The 17,565-nt window shown below is 59.7% G+C and carries 15 protein-coding genes; 8 read left to right on the top strand and 7 right to left on the bottom strand.

Translation table 11 applies throughout. The features are described 5' to 3' along the window. Window positions 1-269: 269 nt before the first annotated feature. From PMI22_RS17255 to PMI22_RS17290, 8 genes are all read left to right on the top strand, one after another. Window positions 270-1,511 (top strand): SfnB family sulfur acquisition oxidoreductase, encoded by a 1,242-nt coding sequence (locus PMI22_RS17255; protein WP_007945297.1) that lies wholly within the window; start codon window positions 270-272, stop codon window positions 1,509-1,511. Between the two features lie 38 nt (window positions 1,512-1,549). Further along, complete coding sequence (locus tag PMI22_RS17260) at window positions 1,550-2,743, top strand: SfnB family sulfur acquisition oxidoreductase (RefSeq protein ID WP_007945295.1); 1,194 nt, start codon at window positions 1,550-1,552, stop codon at window positions 2,741-2,743. Beyond that, entirely contained in the window at window positions 2,743-4,101 is a 1,359-nt protein-coding gene (locus tag PMI22_RS17265) for an LLM class flavin-dependent oxidoreductase (RefSeq protein ID WP_007945294.1), read from the top strand. Before PMI22_RS17260 ends, PMI22_RS17265 begins: the two co-directional genes overlap by 1 nt. Window positions 4,102-4,240: 139 nt before the next feature. Then, entirely contained in the window at window positions 4,241-5,050 is an 810-nt protein-coding gene (locus PMI22_RS17270; RefSeq protein WP_007945293.1) for a MetQ/NlpA family ABC transporter substrate-binding protein, read from the top strand. Between the two features lie 2 nt (window positions 5,051-5,052). Continuing rightward, entirely contained in the window at window positions 5,053-6,174 is a 1,122-nt protein-coding gene (locus PMI22_RS17275; protein ID WP_007945291.1) for a methionine ABC transporter ATP-binding protein, read from the top strand. Further along, window positions 6,164-6,808, top strand: coding sequence for a methionine ABC transporter permease (locus tag PMI22_RS17280; RefSeq protein ID WP_007945290.1), 645 nt, complete (start codon window positions 6,164-6,166; stop codon window positions 6,806-6,808). Before PMI22_RS17275 ends, PMI22_RS17280 begins: the two co-directional genes overlap by 11 nt. 557 nt (window positions 6,809-7,365) lie before the next feature. Next, complete coding sequence (locus PMI22_RS17285) at window positions 7,366-7,722, top strand: DUF6124 family protein (RefSeq protein WP_007945289.1); 357 nt, start codon at window positions 7,366-7,368, stop codon at window positions 7,720-7,722. 185 nt (window positions 7,723-7,907) lie between these two features. Next, window positions 7,908-8,537: a class I SAM-dependent methyltransferase gene (locus PMI22_RS17290; protein WP_007945288.1), complete on the top strand. Its 630-nt coding sequence runs from the start codon at window positions 7,908-7,910 to the stop codon at window positions 8,535-8,537. 111 nt (window positions 8,538-8,648) lie between these two features. Here the strand turns inward: PMI22_RS17290 and PMI22_RS17295 are convergent, their stop codons facing one another. The 7 genes from PMI22_RS17295 to PMI22_RS17325 all read right to left on the bottom strand — a co-directional run bounded on the left by PMI22_RS17295 (window position 8,649) and on the right by PMI22_RS17325 (window position 17,074). Next, complete coding sequence (locus tag PMI22_RS17295) at window positions 8,649-11,699, bottom strand: efflux RND transporter permease subunit (protein WP_007945287.1); 3,051 nt, start codon at window positions 11,697-11,699, stop codon at window positions 8,649-8,651. Next, entirely contained in the window at window positions 11,696-12,760 is a 1,065-nt protein-coding gene (locus PMI22_RS17300) for an efflux RND transporter periplasmic adaptor subunit (protein WP_007945286.1), read from the bottom strand. Before PMI22_RS17300 ends, PMI22_RS17295 begins: the two co-directional genes overlap by 4 nt. After that, entirely contained in the window at window positions 12,757-13,860 is a 1,104-nt protein-coding gene (locus PMI22_RS17305; protein WP_007945285.1) for an efflux RND transporter periplasmic adaptor subunit, read from the bottom strand. The genes PMI22_RS17300 and PMI22_RS17305 overlap by 4 nt, the downstream gene beginning before the upstream one ends. Before the next feature lie 266 nt (window positions 13,861-14,126). Next, entirely contained in the window at window positions 14,127-14,993 is an 867-nt protein-coding gene (locus tag PMI22_RS17310) for a transporter substrate-binding domain-containing protein (RefSeq protein ID WP_007945284.1), read from the bottom strand. Next, window positions 14,990-15,772 (bottom strand): amino acid ABC transporter ATP-binding protein, encoded by a 783-nt coding sequence (locus PMI22_RS17315; RefSeq protein ID WP_007945282.1) that lies wholly within the window; start codon window positions 15,770-15,772, stop codon window positions 14,990-14,992. The genes PMI22_RS17310 and PMI22_RS17315 overlap by 4 nt, the downstream gene beginning before the upstream one ends. Further along, window positions 15,769-16,428, bottom strand: coding sequence for an amino acid ABC transporter permease (locus PMI22_RS17320; protein WP_007945281.1), 660 nt, complete (start codon window positions 16,426-16,428; stop codon window positions 15,769-15,771). The genes PMI22_RS17315 and PMI22_RS17320 overlap by 4 nt, the downstream gene beginning before the upstream one ends. Next, entirely contained in the window at window positions 16,409-17,074 is a 666-nt protein-coding gene (locus PMI22_RS17325; protein WP_007945280.1) for an amino acid ABC transporter permease, read from the bottom strand. Before PMI22_RS17325 ends, PMI22_RS17320 begins: the two co-directional genes overlap by 20 nt. Window positions 17,075-17,565 lie beyond the last annotated feature (491 nt).

The following is a 17,565-nucleotide window of genomic DNA, read 5'->3' as shown; positions in this document are numbered from 1 at the left end:
CAGCCGGACGCAGGCTTCGCCAGCTGCTACGGGTATGCGTCACCTCATCAAATGGGTGTACGTCACCCCTTCTATGTATATTCCTAAAAGTTAGTTTATTAATTTTTTATACGCGCTTAGGGTATATGCACCGGACCACCGGACATTCTTGTTTTTATTCGTCGCAACCCACGCGACGATCCCATGAGATGTGAGGTAGGTATGGTCCGGAACACAATCACCCCAGTGCAGATCGCCAGGGCATTGCGTGCAGCCAAGGAGCGGCACTGATGTCCAGTCTGGCAGATGCAATCGTCCACAGTGATCTGGACGTCGCCCCGTTGTTGTTGCCCGCACAGGTTTTGTGCAACGACGCTCAAGCCATTGAAGCCGCCCATGAACTGGCGCAGGTCGCCCGTCTTCACGCGGCCAAACGTGACCGGCAGCGCAAGTTGCCCTGGTCGGAAATCGAACAGTTCACCCGCAGCGGTTTAGGCAGCATTGCCATCCCGCGTGAATACGGCGGCCCACAGGTTTCGTTCGTCACACTCGCCGAGGTGTTCGCGATCATTTCCGCGGCAGATCCGGCGTTGGGACAGATTCCGCAGAACCAGTTCGGCATTCTCAACCTGGTGCTGGGCAGCGCCACGGAAGCGCAGAAAAAGCAGCTGTTCAAAAGCGTGCTCGACGGCTGGCGCATCGGCAATGCGGGCCCCGAACGCGGTACAAAAAACACCCTGGAACTCAAGGCACGCATCACCGCCGATGGCGACGGTTTTGTCCTCAATGGCCAGAAGTTTTACTCCACGGGCGCGCTGTTCGCCCACTGGGTCGCAGTCAAAGCGTTGAACGATGACGGCAAGCAAGTACTGGCCTTCGTTCGTCGCGGTACGCCGGGGCTGCGCATCGTTGATGACTGGTCGGGTTTCGGTCAGCGCACCACCGCCAGCGGCACCATTTTGCTCAACAACGTGCGGGTCGACGCCGAGCTGGTGGTGGATAACTGGAAGATCAACCAGAAGCCGAATCTCCAGGGCGCCGTGTCACAACTGATTCAAGCGGCCATCGACGCGGGAATCGCCCGGGGCGCGATCGACGACGCCATCGAGTTCGTGAAAACCCGCGCGCGTCCGTGGATCGACGCCAAGGTCGAACGCGCCAGCGATGACCTGTACGTGATCGCAGATATCGGCAAGTTGAAAATCGAACTGCACGCCGCCGAAGCGCTGTTGCGCAAAGCCGGGAAAGTACTTGATCAAGTCAACGCCGCGCCCCTAACGGCCGAGTCGGCGGCCCGCGCATCGATTGCCGTGGCCGAAGCCAAAGTGCTGACCACCGAGATCTCGCTGCTGGCCAGCGAAAAACTCTTCGAACTGGCCGGCAGCCGCGCCACCCTCGCCGAATTCAACCTCGACCGCCACTGGCGCAACGCCCGCGTGCACACGCTGCACGACCCGGTGCGCTGGAAATATCACGCGGTCGGCACCTACCACCTCAATGGCACGCTACCGGCGCGGCATTCCTGGATCTGACGACCAGTACCCTTTTGACCAGATCTCTGGAGAAACACATGACTTATTCCCACCACGTCGCGGTCATAACCAGCGACGAGCAAGCCCTGGTCGTCGCCAGTGATCTGGCCGACGACTTCAAACGCGACAGCGCACTGCGCGACCGCGAACGCCGTTTGCCGCACCCGGAACTGGAAGTGTTTTCCCGCTCGGGCTTGTGGGGTATCAGCGTACCCAAGGAGTACGGCGGCGCCGGTGTGTCCAACGTGACACTGGCCAAGGTAATCGCCTTGATTGCCCAGGCTGACGGCTCGCTCGGGCAAATCCCGCAGAACCATTTTTATGCCCTTGAAGTGCTGCGTGTAAACGCCAGCCATGAGCAGAAACAACGCCTGTACGCCGAAGTGTTGGCCGGCCAGCGCTTCGGCAATGCGCTCGCCGAACTCGGGACCAAAACCGCTCATGACCGCGTCACCAGTCTCAAGCGCGACGGTGATGGCTATCGCATCAACGGTCGCAAGTTTTACTCGACCGGCGCGATTTACGCACAACGCATCCCCACCTCGGTGGTGGATGAAAACGGTGTGCAGCAACTGGCATTCGTTCCGCACGACAGCAAGGGCCTGACAGTCATCGACGATTGGAGCGGCTTTGGCCAGCGCACCACCGGCAGCGGCTCGGTGGTGTTCGATGACGTGTATGTGGCAGCCGAGGACGTGATCCCGTTCCAAAGCGCTTTCGAACGCCCGACCACCGTCGGCCCGCTGGCGCAGATCCTCCACGCCGCCATCGACACCGGCATCGCCCGTGCGGCTTATGAAGATGCGCTGCATTTCGTGCGCACCAAAACCCGGCCATGGATCGATGCCACCCATGCAAAAGCCACTGAAGACCCGCTGACCATCAAGAGTTTCGGTCACTTGAGCATTCGCCTGCACGCCGCCGAAGCCCTGCTGGAACGCTCCGGCGAACGCCTCGACAAGGCTCAAGCCGACACCAACGCCGAAACCGTCGCCGCCGCCTCGATTGCCGTCGCCGAAGCCCGAGCCATCAGCACCGAAATCTCCCTCGCCGCCGGCAGTACGTTGTTCGAACTGGCCGGCAGCCAAGCCACCCTGATCGAGCATGGTCTGGATCGTCACTGGCGCAACGCGCGCGTGCACACCTTGCACGACCCGGTACGCTGGAAATATCACGCGGTGGGCAACTATTACCTGAACGATGAAAACCCTCCGTTACGAGGGACCATCTGATGGCCAACGGCAAAAAGAAGATCCTGCTCAACGCCTTCAACATGAACTGCATCGGGCACATCAACCATGGCCTGTGGACCCATCCACGGGACAACTCCACGCAGTACAAGACCATCGAATACTGGACCGAACTGGCGCAATTGCTGGAGCGCGGGCTGTTCGATGGACTGTTCATCGCCGACATCGTTGGTGTGTACGACGTCTACCAGAACTCGGTGGACGTACCGCTGAAAGAGTCGATCCAGCTCCCGGTCAACGACCCGTTGCTGCTGGTGTCGGCCATGGCCGCCGTGACCAGGAATCTCGGTTTCGGCCTGACCGCCAACCTCACTTACGAACCGCCGTACTTGTTCGCCCGGCGCATGTCGACGCTCGATCACCTGAGCCGAGGCCGGGTCGGCTGGAACATCGTCACCGGCTACCTCGACAGCGCCGCCAAGGCCATGGGCCTGAGCGAGCAGGTCGAGCACGACCGTCGTTACGACCAGGCCGATGAATACCTGGAGGTGCTCTACAAACTCTGGGAAGGCAGCTGGGAAAACGGCGCGGTGCTCAACGACCGCGAGCAGCGTATCTACGCGCAACCGGAAAAAGTGCACAAGGTCGAGCACAAGGGCGAGTTCTATCAGGTCGAGGGTTATCACCTGTGCGAACCGTCACCGCAACGTACACCGGTGTTGTTCCAGGCGGGTACTTCGGATCGCGGTTTGCTGTTCGCCGGGCGTCATGCCGAGTGCGTGTTCATCAGCGGCCAGAACAAACCGTCGACCAAAATCCAGGTGGATAAGGTTCGCGCCAGCGCCGTCGCGGCCGGGCGCAACCCCGAGGACATCAAGGTGTTCATGGGGCTGAACGTGATAGTCGGCGCCGCCGAAGAGCTTGCCTGGGCCAAACACGCCGAATACCTGAGCTATGCCAGTGCCGAGGCCGGCGTGGCGCATTTTTCGGCATCGACCGGAATCGATTTTTCCGAATACGAAATCGACGAACCGATCCAGTACGTGAAGAGCAACGCGATCCAGTCGGCGACCAAAAACCTGCAAAACAACGACTGGACCCGCCGCAAATTGCTCGAACAACACGCCCTCGGTGGCCGCTACATCACCGTGGTCGGCTCGCCCGGGCAAGTGGCGGATGAACTGGAATCGTGGATCGCCGAAACCGGCCTGGACGGCTTCAACCTGACGCGAATTGTTACGCCGGAAAGCTATGTGGATTTCATCGACTTGGTGATCCCGGAGTTGCAACGTCGAGGGTCGTACAAGACTGCTTATGACAGCGGCAGCTTGCGGGAGAAGCTTTTTCACGGCGAGGCGCATTTGCCTCAACAACACACCGGCTCTAACTACCGCCATTGAACCCTGTGGGAGCTGGCCTGCCGGCGATAGCGGTGTGTCAGCAACCACAACTTCAACTGACCCACCGCTATCGCCGGCAGGCCAGCTCCCACAGTTGATCTCTGTTGTTCCAAAAAAACTTATGACTGGAAACCTCATCATGACCAAGACCTACCTCACTCAACCAGTCAAAGCACTGGCCCTGGCCCTCGGCCTGTTCAGTTCGGCGGTATTCGCCGCCGACGCGCCGTTGAAAATCGGCACCACCGCCGCTTTCGCCATTCCCCTGGAAGCCGCCGTCGAAGAAGCCAAAAAACAAGGCCTGCAGGTCGATCTGGTGGAGTTCAGCGACTGGATCGCCCCCAACGTCAGCCTCGCTGCCGGCGACATCGACGTGAACTATTTCCAGCATGTGCCGTTCCTGGAAAACGCCAAGGCCGCTTCCGGTTTTGACCTGGTGCCGTTCGCGCCGGGGATCATCAACAACGTCGGCCTTTACTCGAAAAAATACAAAAGCTTCGACGAGCTCCCGCAAGGCGCCAGCGTGGCCATCGCCAATGACCCGATCAACAGCGGACGCGGTCTGCAACTGCTGGCCAAGGCCGGCCTGATCACGCTGAAACCGGGCGTCGGCTACAAGGCAACTGAAGACGACATCATCGCCAACCCGAAGAACATAAAGATCCTGCAGGTTGAAGCCGTACAACTGGTGCGCGCCTACGACGATGCGGATCTGGTCCAGGGCTACCCGGCTTATATCCGACTGTCGAAGACCTTCGATGCCAACTCTGCCCTGCTGTTCGACGGTCTCGACCACAAGGAATACGTGATCCAGTTCGTGATCCAGCCCAAGAGTAAAACCGACCCGCGCCTGATCAAATTCGTCGACATTTACCAGCACTCGCCAGCCGTTCGTGCCGCCTTGGACAAGGCCCACGGCAAGCTCTATCAAGCCGGTTGGGAAAGCTGAGAATGACGGCCGCCACTCAACTGCGACTGGAGATTCCAGAGCTCAAAAACGCCCGACACACCGAACTGCACCCGGAACTCAATCGGGCCCATGTGCGCTTCATCGGCCTGGGCAAAACCTACAACGGCCAGCAAGGGCCGGTGGCGGCACTGCAGGGCATCGACCTGGCGATCCAGCACGGCGAAGTATTCGGCATCATCGGCCGCAGCGGTGCCGGCAAATCGTCGTTGATCCGCACCATCAACCGCCTGGAGCAACCGAGCACCGGCCGCGTGCTGATCGATCAAGTGGACATCGGCGAGTTCGATGAAGATCGCCTGGTGGCGCTGCGCCGACGGATCGGCATGATCTTCCAGCACTTCAACCTGATGTCGGCCAAAACGGTGTGGCAGAACGTCGAACTTCCGCTGAAAGTGGCCGGTGTGCCCAAGGACCAACGCGAGCAAAAGGTGCGTGAACTGCTGGAACTGGTGGGCCTGCAAGGCAAGCACACGGCCTATCCGGCGCAGTTGTCCGGCGGGCAGAAACAGCGTGTCGGCATCGCCCGCGCGTTGGTGCATGACCCGGCGATTTTGCTCTGCGACGAAGCCACTTCGGCGCTGGACCCGGAGACCACCCAGTCGATCCTCGGCCTGCTGCGCGAGATCAACCAGCGCCTGGGGCTGACCATCGTTTTGATCACCCACGAGATGGCGGTGATCCGCGATATCTGTGACCGCGTCGTGGTGCTCGAACACGGGAAAATCGTCGAGCAAGGGCCGGTGTGGGAAGTCTTCGGCAACCCGCAGCATGAAGTAAGCAAGACCTTGCTCGCCCCGCTGCAACACGCCCTGCCGGCAGAACTGCAAAGCCGTTTGCAGCCACACCCGTACTCTGTGGACGCCGCTGTGGTGTTGCGCTTGAAGTTCACCGGCAGCGCCACTGACGAGCCGGACCTGGCCGCGTTGTTCAGCGCCCTCGGGGGTCGCGTGCGTTTGCTGCAAGGGGGCGTGGAACGGATTCAGGGCCATGCGCTGGGGCAGTTGTTGTTAGCGGTCACCGGCTCGCGACTCGATGCCGAAGAGTTATGCCAGCGCGCCAGCCATTGGGCGCAACAGGTGGAGGTGCTGGGTTATGTGGTTTGATCGCTTGCTGCAAGGCTTCATCGACACCTTCCTGATGGTCGGCGTGTCGTCATTGATTGCACTGTTGGCGGGTATTCCGCTGGCGGTGTTTCTGGTCACCAGTTCCAAGGGTGGCATCTACGAAGCACCGACCCTGAACCGCGCCTTGGGCGCGTTTGTGAACCTGTTCCGCTCCATTCCGTTTTTGATTTTGATGGTGGCGCTGATTCCGTTTACCCGACTCATCGTCGGCACCACGTATGGCGTCTGGGCGGCCGTCGTGCCGCTGACCATCGCTGCAACGCCGTTCTTTGCGCGGATTGCCGAAGTCAGTTTGCGCGAGGTGGATTTCGGCTTGATCGAAGCCGCACAAGCAATGGGCTGCCGGCGTTGGCACATTGTCTGGCATGTGCTGCTGCCAGAAGCGCTGCCGGGCATTGTCGGGGGGTTCACGATTACCCTGGTGACGATGATCAACTCGTCGGCCATGGCCGGGGCGATTGGTGCCGGCGGATTGGGCGACATTGCCTATCGCTATGGTTATCAGCGCTTCGACAGCCAGATCATGTTGACGGTGATTGTGTTGCTGGTGGTGTTGGTGGCGGTGATTCAGCTGGGCGGGGATCGGTTGGCTCGTGGATTGAATAAGCGTTAATCGAGTTGGCAGCCGCGACACACATCTTGTAGCAGCTGGCGAAGCCTGCGTCCGGCTGCGAAGCAGTCGTAAACCCTGCTTGCGAGGTTTACCTGAAACACCGCGAACTCTGATTTCACGACTGCTTCGCAGCCGGACGCAGGCTTCGCCAGCTGCTACAGGTGCGCGGCTTAACTGACTGGCATTAAGACAATCTCCGTGCGAAAGGGTAAGTTTTCGTACAGGAAAATCAGAGCTTCCGAAGGTCCGTTCCCTTTCATTTGCAGGACATTTCCTAGATCATTCCGCTCGCTTGCGCCTGCCAAATTCGGTGGCTAGTCTCGGTCCGTCACTGCTCATCAGTGATCGGGTTTAGTCGCCCGGATATCGTTGGGCGCACAGCATCACCTCTTCTCAGGTGTTTTTTATCACCTGAATTTTATGGTGGCTGTGCGCAGGGCACCCTTGGGTGCGCCGGTGTTGCCTGACGGCCGGTCGACTAACCTGTGTGCAGCCGCCACCCTGTTCGTTTAGTCGCGATATCGGTTGGCTCCAACTAACGGTCAGGAGTTTTACCAATGAAGAAATCCGTACCCGATCCACCTCCCGAAACCTCCACCAACGAAACTGCCACTGACGACTCGCTCAGGGATCGATCAGCGCTCTACCGTGCCATTGATTTCTACCTCACTGGCGATCAACCCTCACCGCCCGATGAATTGCGCTTCTACAACGTCAGCGAAGACGTGAGCTTTGAAGACACCCAGCTCTATGTCGCCGATCTGCTGCGCTGTGCTTCGGTGACGGCGTATCAGTGTGGCGATCACCTCAAAGGGGCGGACCGCGCCATGGTGTTTTCGGTCTGGCATTTGCTGGAGATTGCCAAAGCCATGGTGGATCGTTCCATTGATTGTCTGGGGATGAAGCAGGGCTGAGTTATTGGTTGTCAGTTACACCGCCATCGCGAGCAGGCTCGCTCCTACAATTGATCTTCAGTGGACACAACATTTGAGTCCGACGCGGTTAAATGTGGGAGCTAGCCTGCTGGCGATTGGCTGCGCAGCAGCCACCGTCCTCATGGCGTATATTCGGCAAATCCCAATTGCCTGCGCAGCCACCCATGAAACAGTCCCCCGACGACCTCCACCAGATCACCGCCACCACCCTGGGCCATTACAACTCGGTGGCCGAAGATTTTCGCGAAGGCACTCGTGATCACGATGTCAGCCAGAACATCGATGCCCTGTTGCGGCATATTCAAGGCGAGGCACCGTTCGACATTCTCGACTTCGGCTGCGGTCCCGGCCGCGATCTGCAAACCTTCAAGCGCATGGGTCATACCGCTGTCGGCCTCGACGGGTCGGAAAAGCTTGCGCAGATGGCGCGTGAGGACAGCGGTTGCGAGGTCTGGCAGCAGGACTTTTTGAAACTGGATTTGCCGACCGAGCGCTTCGACGGGATTTTTGCCAATGCGGTGTTGTTTCACATTCCGCGCCAGGAGTTGCCACGGGTGTTGAAGCAATTGCGTTGGGCGCTGAAACCGGGTGGGGTGTTGTTCAGTTCCAATCCGCGTGGGGAGAATCAGGAGGGCTGGAATGGGCCACGGTATGGGGCGTATCACGACCTTGCGGCGTGGCAGCAACTGCTGACCGAGGCGGGGTTTGTGGAGTTGGAGCATTACTATCGGCCAGCGGGGCTGCCGCGGGAGCAGCAGCCTTGGTTGGCGAGTGTCTGGCGGCGCGCCGATTGATCGTTCCCACGCTCTGCGTGGGAATTCAGCCAGTGACGCACTGCGTCACATCCCAGGGACGCGGAGCGTCCCGAGAGGCATTCCCACGCGGAGCGTGGGAACGATCATTTGTTACTGGGCCTCGTTCTTCGGCTCGCGAATCTTGTACCAAGCCACATACAGCGCCGGCAAAAACAGCAGCGTCAGCAACGTCGCGACGATGATCCCGCCAATCATCGCGTAGGCCATCGGTCCCCAGAATGCTTCCCGGGCAATCGGGATCATCCCCAGGCTCGCGGCCGCCGCCGTCAGCAGGATAGGCCGGCGTCGATGATCGGTGGCCTGTACCACCGCGTCCCACGGCGCATAGCCCTTCTTCTCGTACTCATCGATCTGGGTCACCAGAATCACCGAGTTACGAATGATGATGCCGATCAACGCCAGGATCCCGAGGATCGCCACAAAACCCATCGGCGTGCCTGTCGGCACCAGCGCGAGCACCACGCCGATCAAGCCCAACGGCGCGACGCTGGCCACCAGGAACATCTTCTGCACGCTGTGCAACTGGATCATCAGGAAGGTGGCCATCAAAAACACCATCAACGGCACGACCTGGGCAATCGGCCCCTGGGCCTTGCCGCTCTCCTCCACCGTACCGCCCGTGGCGACCTTGTAGCCCACCGGCAACGTGGCGGCGAAGGCGTCGATGGACGGCTTGAGGATTTTCACCAGGTCAGTCGGCTGGATTTCATCGCGCACAGCGGCCTTGATGGTGATGGTCGGCAGACGATCCCGACGCCACACCAACGGCTGCTCCAGTTCGTAACGCACCGTGGCAAACGCCAACAGCGGAATCGACGTGCCGCTCGGCGTGACGATCTGCAAGTTCTGCAGGGTTTCCGGTGTGCCACGTTCCGAGTCCACCGCCCGGCCGACCACGTTGATCAGGTAGATATCGTCATCGACCTGGGTCACGGGCGCGCCGCTGACGATGCCGTTCATCAAGTTAGCCACGTCCTCGGAAGACAATCCCAGTTGTCGCGCCTTGTCCTGGGCGATGTCGATGCGGAGCACTTTGCCCGGCTCGTTCCAGTCGTAAATGATCTCGCCGATGTGCGGGTTCTTGTCCATTTCGGTGGCCAGGTCGATGGCGTGACGGCGAACCTGATCGATGTCTTTTCCGCTGACCCGGTACTGGATCGGACGGCCCACCGGAGGCCCCATTTCCAGGGCCTGGACATAACCGCCAATGCCGACGAAGTCCTTGCGCAGGATATCGCGGATCCGCTGGCTCAAGGCGTCACGGGATTCCCCTTTACTGACGATCACCAACTGCGCGTAGTAAGGATTCTGCAGTTGCTGGTCCAGTGGCAGGTAGAAACGGATCGCGCCCTGGCCGATGTAGGTGCTCCAGCGCACGATGTCCGGATCATCCTTGAGCTCGGCTTCGAGGCGGTCGACTGCTTTGCGGGTTTCGTCGATCGAGGCGTTTTGTGGCAGGTTCAGGTCCACCAGGATTTCCGGGCGATCCGAAGACGGAAAGAACTGGTTCTGCACAAAGCGCATGCCGAACACCGACAACGCGAATAACAGCACGGTGATGCCGATGGCCCACCAGCGATTGCGCATGCACCACAGCAAGCCGCCGTTGAAAGCCTTGCCGACGCGCCCGGGCTCGCCGGTGTGAGGTTTTACGTTGGTGCTGAGGATGTGCACACCGATCACCGGCGCAAACAACACCGCCACCACCCACGACACCAGCATCGCGCAGGCAATCACCGCAAACAGGGTGAAGGTGTACTCCCCGGCGGAGCTGGCGTTCAGGCCGATCGGCACAAAACCTGCCACCGTCACCAGCGTACCGGTGAGCATGGGGAACGCGGTGGAGGTGTAGGCGAACGTGGCCGCCTGCTCCTTGGTCTCGCCCATCTCAAGGCGCGTGACCATCATCTCCACGGTGATCATCGCGTCGTCCACCAACAGGCCCAGGGCAATAATCAGTGCGCCAAGGGAGATCCGCTGCATGGTGATGCCGCTGTACTCCATGAACACAAAGACCATCGCCAGCACCAGCGGGATGGAGCACGCCACCACCAGCCCGGCGCGCACACCGAGGCTGATGAAGCTGACCACCAGCACGATGATCACCGCCTCGAACAGCGCACTGGTAAAGCCGCCGACGGCCTCCTCCACCACCACCGCCTGATCGGACACGTTGTACACGCCGACCCCCACCGGCAGGTCGGCGGTCAGTTGGTCGATCCGTTCATGCAACGCCTTGCCAAATGCCTGGACGTTGCCGCCCTTCTGCATGGCAATCGCCAGGCCGATGGCCGGTTTGCCGTTGAAGCGAAATTCCGGTGCTGCCGGATCGACATAGCCGCGCCTGATTTCGGCAATGTCGGCCAAACGATAGAATCGGTCGTTGAGCTTGAGGTTGACCTCGGCGAGGTCTTTCTCCGAGGCAAACTGCCCTGAGGTGCGCACCGAAATCCGCTCCGGGCCAGCCTCGATCACCCCCGCCGGAGTCACGGCGTTCTGCGATTGCAGGCTCTGCACCACTTGAAGCTGATCAATGCCCAGCGCCGCGAGTTTGCGCGTGGAGAAATTCAGGTACAGCACTTCGTCCTGCTGGCCGACCATCTCGATCTTGCCCAGCCCCGGCACGCCGCGAATCTCGGCGCGGGCCTGTTCCACGTAGTCACGCAACTGACGCATCGTCAGGCCGTCGGCAGTGAAGGCGTAGATCGAACCGAACACGTCACCGAATTCGTCGTTGAACCCGGGGCCTTGCATGCCTTGGGGGAACTGGCCGCGAATGTCGTTGATCTTCTTGCGGACCTGATACCAGATTTCCGGGATGTCTTTGGCATTGGTGGTGTCACGCAAGTACACGTAGACCGTCGACTCGCCGGGCCGCGTGTAGCTTTTCACGTAGTCGAGAGAATCGAGCTCTTCGAGTTTTTTCTCGATGCGGTCGGTGATCTGTTTGAGCGTTTCCTCCTGAGTCGCCCCCGGCCATTTGCTCTGGATCACCATGGTCTTGATGGTGAACGAAGGGTCTTCTTCGCGCCCCAGGTTGAAATACGAGAACACCCCCATGAGCAACGCGACGAACATCAGATACCAGACGAACGACTGATGTTTGAGGGCCCATTCGGAGAGATTGAAAGGCCCTTTCATTGACTGTCCTCGTCAAATTTCACTGTTTGCCCCGGTTTGAGGCTGTGTACGCCGGCACTGACCACGCGCTCGCCGTTCTTCACCCCGCCGGCCAGCACCACGGTGCTGTCGGTGCGGCTGAGGACTTCGACGTCTCTGGGTGCAACGGTTTTGGTCTTTGGATCAATCACCCAGATGCGTGATGTGCCGTCGACCTGCTGCAACGCGGTGAGGGGCAGTTCGATGCGCGGCTTGATCGCCGAACTCAGGGTGACGCTGATTGCGGTGCCCAAACGAAAGCCCGGGGGCGTTTCAGCGAGGGTCAGGCGCGCACGGCGGGTGCGCGTGGCACTCTGTGCCTGGGGTTCGATTTCGCGGATGGTCGCGGTGGTGTTGGTGTTCGGATCGAGTTGTGCAGCGACCTGAAACACCACATCTGTGGGCAATTGATCGACCAGGGTATCGGGCAGGTCGATCACCGCTTCCTTGATGTCCGGTTGCGCCAGGGTCACCACTTGCTGGCCGGCGGTCACCACTTGGCCGGCCTCGGCATTCCACGCGGTGACCACGGCTTTATGGTCGGAGCGCAATTCGGTGTAGGCGAGTTGATCTTTGCTCTGATTGACCGCCGCCTTGGCCTGATCAAGGGAAGCCTGGGTGGTTTTCAGTTGAGTCAGGGCATCGTCCAGTTGCGCCTGTGCGCCGACCCCGCGATCAAACAACGACTGTTGCCGCTGGGCGTTGGCCTGGGCATTGATCAGTTGCGCCTGGATTTTCGCCAGGTCACCCTGGGCTGAGCGCAATTGGTTTTGCTGGTCGGAAGGATCGAGGGTGGCCAGCAGCGTGCCCTTGTCGACCTCGGCCCCGACATCGACGTTACGGCTGGCGATCCGCCCGGCCACGCGAAAGCCGGTATTGCTTTCATACCGCGCCTGGATGCTGCCGGCAAACCGGCCCAGATCCTCTTCGTTCAAAGCCTGGACCTTGATCGACAGCACCGGACGCACCGGTTCCGGCGGTGGCTCGTTTTTGGAGCAGGCGCTCAGCACCAGCCCGATGGACAATGCCCATAACGGCTTCATGGCTTGGCTCCCCCGCCCAGATCCTTGTAGGTATTTTCAGCAATCTCGACTTCCATACCCGGGTGCAGCAACTGCCCCCCGGCGATCACGACTTTTTCCCCACCTGTTAGTCCTTTGCTGATGATGACCTTGCCTGTCAGGTAGCGGCCAACCGTGACGTTATGCAATTGGGCCTGACCCTTGTCATCGACCAGCCAGACGGCGGGCTCACTGATATTTTTGGTCAGGGCCGACCACGGCAACTCGACCGCCGACTTGCCCGCGCCCTTGGCCGTGGCGCTCACCACCGAACCCAGCTGCATGCCCTGTGGCAGGCTGTCGAGGCCGACCTTGACCTGCACGGTGCCGGACTGGGCGGACACCGCCGGGGTCACTTCGCGCACTTTGCCAGTGGTTTTGATTTCGGGGTTATCGAGCAGGCTGAGGACAATGGTGTCGTCCGTGGGCTTCTCGGCCAGCAGCGCTTCATAGACGTTGAATACAGCGTCCCGATCGCCATCGCGGGCCAGGCTGAACACCGGCATCGTCGCCTGCACCACTTGGCCGACTTCGGCCTGACGTTCAGTAATGATGCCTGGGGCATCGGCAACCAGTGCGGTGTAACTCAGTTGATCCCGGGCATTGGCCAACTGCGCCTGAGCGGCGCTCAAGGCGCTCTGACTGCTGCGCAACGCCGCCTGGGCCGCGTCATATTCGCTCTGGCTGGTGTAGCCCTTGGGCAGGAGTTTTTGCTGGCGCACGAACGCCGCAGCATTCTGTTTAACCAACGCCTGTTGGGCGGCAACTTGGGCCTGGGCCGAATCGACACTGGTTTGTAGGTCCTTGGGATCGAGCCGGGCCAGCACTTGCTTGGCCGTCACCCGGTCACCGACATCGACCGAACGCTCAATGATCTTGCCGCCCACGCGGAACGACAGCTCGGTCTGTACCCGAGCCTGGATGTCACCGGTGAGGGTTACTGCGGCGGCGTAATCCGCCGGTTGGACGACTTGAATGAACACCCGTGGCAGGTATTCCTGAACGGGTTCTTTTTCATCGCACGCCGTCAGCAGGGTGACGACGCTCAAGGCCAGGATGACTTTCAATCCGGGAACTGCCATGTAAACTCCTTGGCCTTTTTTATGGGCAATACGACAGAGAGCTTAGAGCAGCGTTCCAGCCTTGCACACCCGGCTTATGAAGAAAAATTCGTAACGGCTTCCATCGAAACACTCGCCGTAGACAACTCGCTGGACTTTTCAGCGCCTGAAAAATCGCCATCGCGAGCAGGCTCGCTCCCACATTAGACCTGTGGCGTTCACAGAATCCCTGTGGGAGCGAGCCTGCTCGCGATGGGGGCAGAGCAGTCGCTGCATGAGTCAGTGATTCACCCCTGCCACTTCCCACCCTCAACAATCACGCTCTCGGGCTTAGTATCTTCGCTCAGTTCCTTGCGCACATATTGGTCATACAGCTTGAGCAGATATTTCTCCTCACCCATCTTCGCCAACTCGGTATTCACCCAGTCACGCAGCTCGATATTGCCCTTCTTCACCGCTGGCGCAATCGGTGCTTCGGCGCCCAAGGTCTGGGTCAGCACACGATAGCCAGGGTTCTGTTTGGCCCAGCTGAACAGCACCAGATTGTCCTGCGCATACGCATCACCGCGTCCATTGGCCAGGGCTTGCAGTGATTCGGAGTTCTTCTCGAATTTCAGCAGTTTCCAGTCCGGATGGTTTTTGGTCAGCCAGATATCTGCAGTTGTACCCGTGGTGACGATGGTCGTGCGCGTGGCCAGGTCATCGAGATTTTTCACCGTGCTGGTCTGTGGTACCAACGCCTGCACCGCGACTTTGAGGTTCGGGTTGGTGAAGTCCACTGCTTCCTTACGCTCCGGGGTGACGGTCATGTTGGCCAGGATCAGATCGACCTTGTCACTTTGCAGGAACGGAATCCGGCTGGCCGGCTCCACCGCGACGAACTCGATTTTGTTTTCATCGCCCAGCAGGTCCTTGGCGAATCGACGGCCAATGTCGGTATCGAAACCGACGTAGCGCCCGGCCTCATTGACGAAACCGAACGGTGGCTTATCGGTGAAGACGCCAACGATCAATTTGTCCCGGGCTTTGATTTTTTCCAGGTAGCTCGCACTGGTCGCGGCAGGCTTGGCGGGCTCTTCGGTTTTGTTGCAGCCGGCCAGCAACGCGAGGCCGAGCAGCGGGAGTAGCAGCAGTGAAGTCTTGGCGGTTTTCATAGCGGTTCCAGTTCCTTTATTTGAGTCGTTTGGGGTAGTGCGGCGACGTAGGAGAACTTCTCCAGGAACTGCTGCGCTCGTGCGGTTTGCGGGTTCGTAAAGAAAATCTCGGGAGGGTTTTGCTCAATGATTCGCCCGCCATCCATGAACACGATGCGGTCCGCCACCGCGCGGGCGAAGGCCATTTCGTGGGTGACGATCAACAGGGTCATGCCTTCGCGGGCCAGGCCCTGTATGACTTCCAGCACCTCCTTGACCATTTCCGGGTCCAGGGCGGCGGTGACTTCATCGAAAAGCATGACCTGCGGATTCATGCACAGCGAACGGACGATGGCGATGCGTTGCTGCTGGCCACCGGAGAGCTGACGCGGGAACGCATCACGTTTGTCCGAAAGGCCCACCCGCGCCAGCAAGGCTTCGGCCTGGTCACGGGCTTCGCGGCGGTCACGCTTCTGCACTTTCAGCGGGCCGAGCAGCAGGTTGTCGAGCACCTTCATGTGCGGAAACAGATGATAACTCTGGAACACCATGCCGATCTGCTGGCGGACTTCGCGCCAGTCGGTGCCCTTGTCCAGCAGTTCGCGGCCAGCAAAATTCAAGCTGCCGCTGTGGGCGACTTCCAGGCCATTCAGGCATCGCAGCAAGGTACTTTTGCCGCAACCGCTGGGGCCGAGAATGACGATCACTTCGCCGGTGTTCACCTGCAAGTCGATGCCGTTCAACACTTGCTGCTCGCCGAAAAACTTGTTGAAACCCTTGAACTCAATCAATGCGCTCATGCGTGTGTCCAGCGCCGCTCCAGCACGCGCGAGGCGGCCGAGAGCGGGTAGCAAATGAAAAAGAAAAACAGGAACAGCGCACCGTAGATCAGCACCGACTCGTAAGTGCGCTCGATGATTTGCTGGCCGACCTTGATCACGTCCACCACACCGATCAGTACCGCCAGGGAGCTGGTTTTGATGATGCGTGTGTAAACGTTGAGGGTCGGCGGAGTCATGCGTTTCAACGCCTGCGGCAACAGCACGTAACCGTAGAGTTGCGGCCCGTTCAGGCCAATCGACAGCCCCGCTTCACGCTGCCCGCGTGGCAACGAATGCAACGCGCCACGCACCACTTCGCCGACTTCGCTGGCGCCCCACAGCGACAACACCAGCACCGCGCACCAGAAACCCGGAAGGCTCAGGCCAAAGAAAATTGGCAGGCCGAAGAACAGCAAATACAGCCAGACCAGCACCGGGATCGCCCGGAACAATTCCAGGTACACCCGCAAAATCGCGTTCAGCCATTTTGAATTCAGCGTGCGCAACACGCCGTACAGCACGCCACCGACGGTGCTGATGGCGATGCTCAGAATAGAGATCGACAAGGTTTGCGCTGCGCCCTTGCCCAACTGCGGCAACGACACCCAGAGCAACTCAAGACCCGAACTGGCCATGCTGGAGCCTCCTTTCCAGACGGCTGAGCAACAGCGAGAGCGGCAAAAACAGCAGCACGCAAATCAGCGTCAACACGGCGAGCATTTCGTAGGTTTTGTAGTACAGCGCGATGTAGCTTTTGGTGGTGTAGAGAATTTCCGGCACCGCCACCGCCGAGACCACGGTGGTTTCCTTGAGCAGGAAAATGAAATTGGCAAACAGCGACGGCAGGCTGAGGATGCCGGCTTGCGGCAAGATCACGTAGCGCAGCAATTGCCCGTGGGACAGGCCGATGGAGCGACCCGATTCAAGTTGTGCCAGGGGCACGGCGTCGACGCCGGCGCGCAGCACCTCTGTGAGGTAGGCGCCACCGAGAAAGGTCATGGTGATGATCGCCGCCGCGAAACCCGAAATCTTGATGCCCAGCGCCGGCAAAGCGAAGTAGACGAAGAACAGTTGAATCAGCAGCGGCGTGTTGCGCGCGAGTTCTACATACAGGCCGACGCAGCGCTGCAGGTAAGGCGTGCGAAACACCAGAATCGTTGCGTTGAGCAGCGCCACCAGCAGCGATGTACCGATGGCGATAAAGCCGACCTGCAGCGTCACGCCCACGGCCTTGAGAAATGCCGGCAGGGTACTGAGGATAAATGCGTAATCGAGAGTCATTGAACATCCTGTACGCCGCTCGGTAAGCGGCGGTGGCGCAGTCCATGGGTCGTGGATAACGGCCCGGCGGACACCGACTTTAAAGGTATAAAAACAAGAATTTAAATACCGTTAAAGCATATTGATATCACGCAAAAAACTATCCGGGGATTTGCTGTCGCAATGGAAGGCGACTACTTTTCTTTGCACTGCAGACGGGATCTTTTTTCCGTAATGCACCTCCAAGGACGCACAGCTTTTGGCCAGACTCCCCCGGCCAATCCATCACAGGGAAGAGAAAATGGCAGACGTAAAAGTACCGCAGCGACTGGATCCGCAGGACATCGTGAAGTTATTGGTGGCGTTGCGCAGGGCGTTGAAGGCCGGGGTGGCCTGAGTGAGTTGATCGTTCCCACCGCTCCGCGTGGGAATGCAGCCCGTGACGCTCCGCGTCACTGGACGCAGAGCGTCCCGAGAGGCATTCCCACGCAGAGCGTGGGAACGATCAAAAA

This window comes from Pseudomonas sp. GM21 (assembly GCF_000282215.1).
Taxonomy (GTDB): Bacteria; Pseudomonadota; Gammaproteobacteria; order Pseudomonadales; family Pseudomonadaceae; genus Aquipseudomonas.
Note: the sequence above shows the minus strand (reverse complement) of the source record. Positions and strands in the feature narration are given on the sequence as shown.

What these genes read in the sequence shown, in the direction of transcription:
- PMI22_RS17255 (WP_007945297.1), top strand. Translation starts at nt 270, where the DNA reads ATGTCCAGTCTGGCAGATGCAATCGTCCACAGTGATCTGGACGTCGCC.
- PMI22_RS17260 (WP_007945295.1), top strand. Translation starts at nt 1,550, where the DNA reads ATGACTTATTCCCACCACGTCGCGGTCATAACCAGCGACGAGCAAGCC.
- PMI22_RS17265 (WP_007945294.1), top strand. Translation starts at nt 2,743, where the DNA reads ATGGCCAACGGCAAAAAGAAGATCCTGCTCAACGCCTTCAACATGAAC.
- PMI22_RS17270 (WP_007945293.1), top strand. Translation starts at nt 4,241, where the DNA reads ATGACCAAGACCTACCTCACTCAACCAGTCAAAGCACTGGCCCTGGCC.
- PMI22_RS17275 (WP_007945291.1), top strand. Translation starts at nt 5,053, where the DNA reads ATGACGGCCGCCACTCAACTGCGACTGGAGATTCCAGAGCTCAAAAAC.
- PMI22_RS17280 (WP_007945290.1), top strand. Translation starts at nt 6,164, where the DNA reads ATGTGGTTTGATCGCTTGCTGCAAGGCTTCATCGACACCTTCCTGATG.
- PMI22_RS17285 (WP_007945289.1), top strand. Translation starts at nt 7,366, where the DNA reads ATGAAGAAATCCGTACCCGATCCACCTCCCGAAACCTCCACCAACGAA.
- PMI22_RS17290 (WP_007945288.1), top strand. Translation starts at nt 7,908, where the DNA reads ATGAAACAGTCCCCCGACGACCTCCACCAGATCACCGCCACCACCCTG.
- PMI22_RS17295 (WP_007945287.1), bottom strand. Translation starts at nt 11,699, where the DNA reads ATGAAAGGGCCTTTCAATCTCTCCGAATGGGCCCTCAAACATCAGTCG.
- PMI22_RS17300 (WP_007945286.1), bottom strand. Translation starts at nt 12,760, where the DNA reads ATGAAGCCGTTATGGGCATTGTCCATCGGGCTGGTGCTGAGCGCCTGC.
- PMI22_RS17305 (WP_007945285.1), bottom strand. Translation starts at nt 13,860, where the DNA reads ATGGCAGTTCCCGGATTGAAAGTCATCCTGGCCTTGAGCGTCGTCACC.
- PMI22_RS17310 (WP_007945284.1), bottom strand. Translation starts at nt 14,993, where the DNA reads ATGAAAACCGCCAAGACTTCACTGCTGCTACTCCCGCTGCTCGGCCTC.
- PMI22_RS17315 (WP_007945282.1), bottom strand. Translation starts at nt 15,772, where the DNA reads ATGAGCGCATTGATTGAGTTCAAGGGTTTCAACAAGTTTTTCGGCGAG.
- PMI22_RS17320 (WP_007945281.1), bottom strand. Translation starts at nt 16,428, where the DNA reads ATGGCCAGTTCGGGTCTTGAGTTGCTCTGGGTGTCGTTGCCGCAGTTG.
- PMI22_RS17325 (WP_007945280.1), bottom strand. Translation starts at nt 17,074, where the DNA reads ATGACTCTCGATTACGCATTTATCCTCAGTACCCTGCCGGCATTTCTC.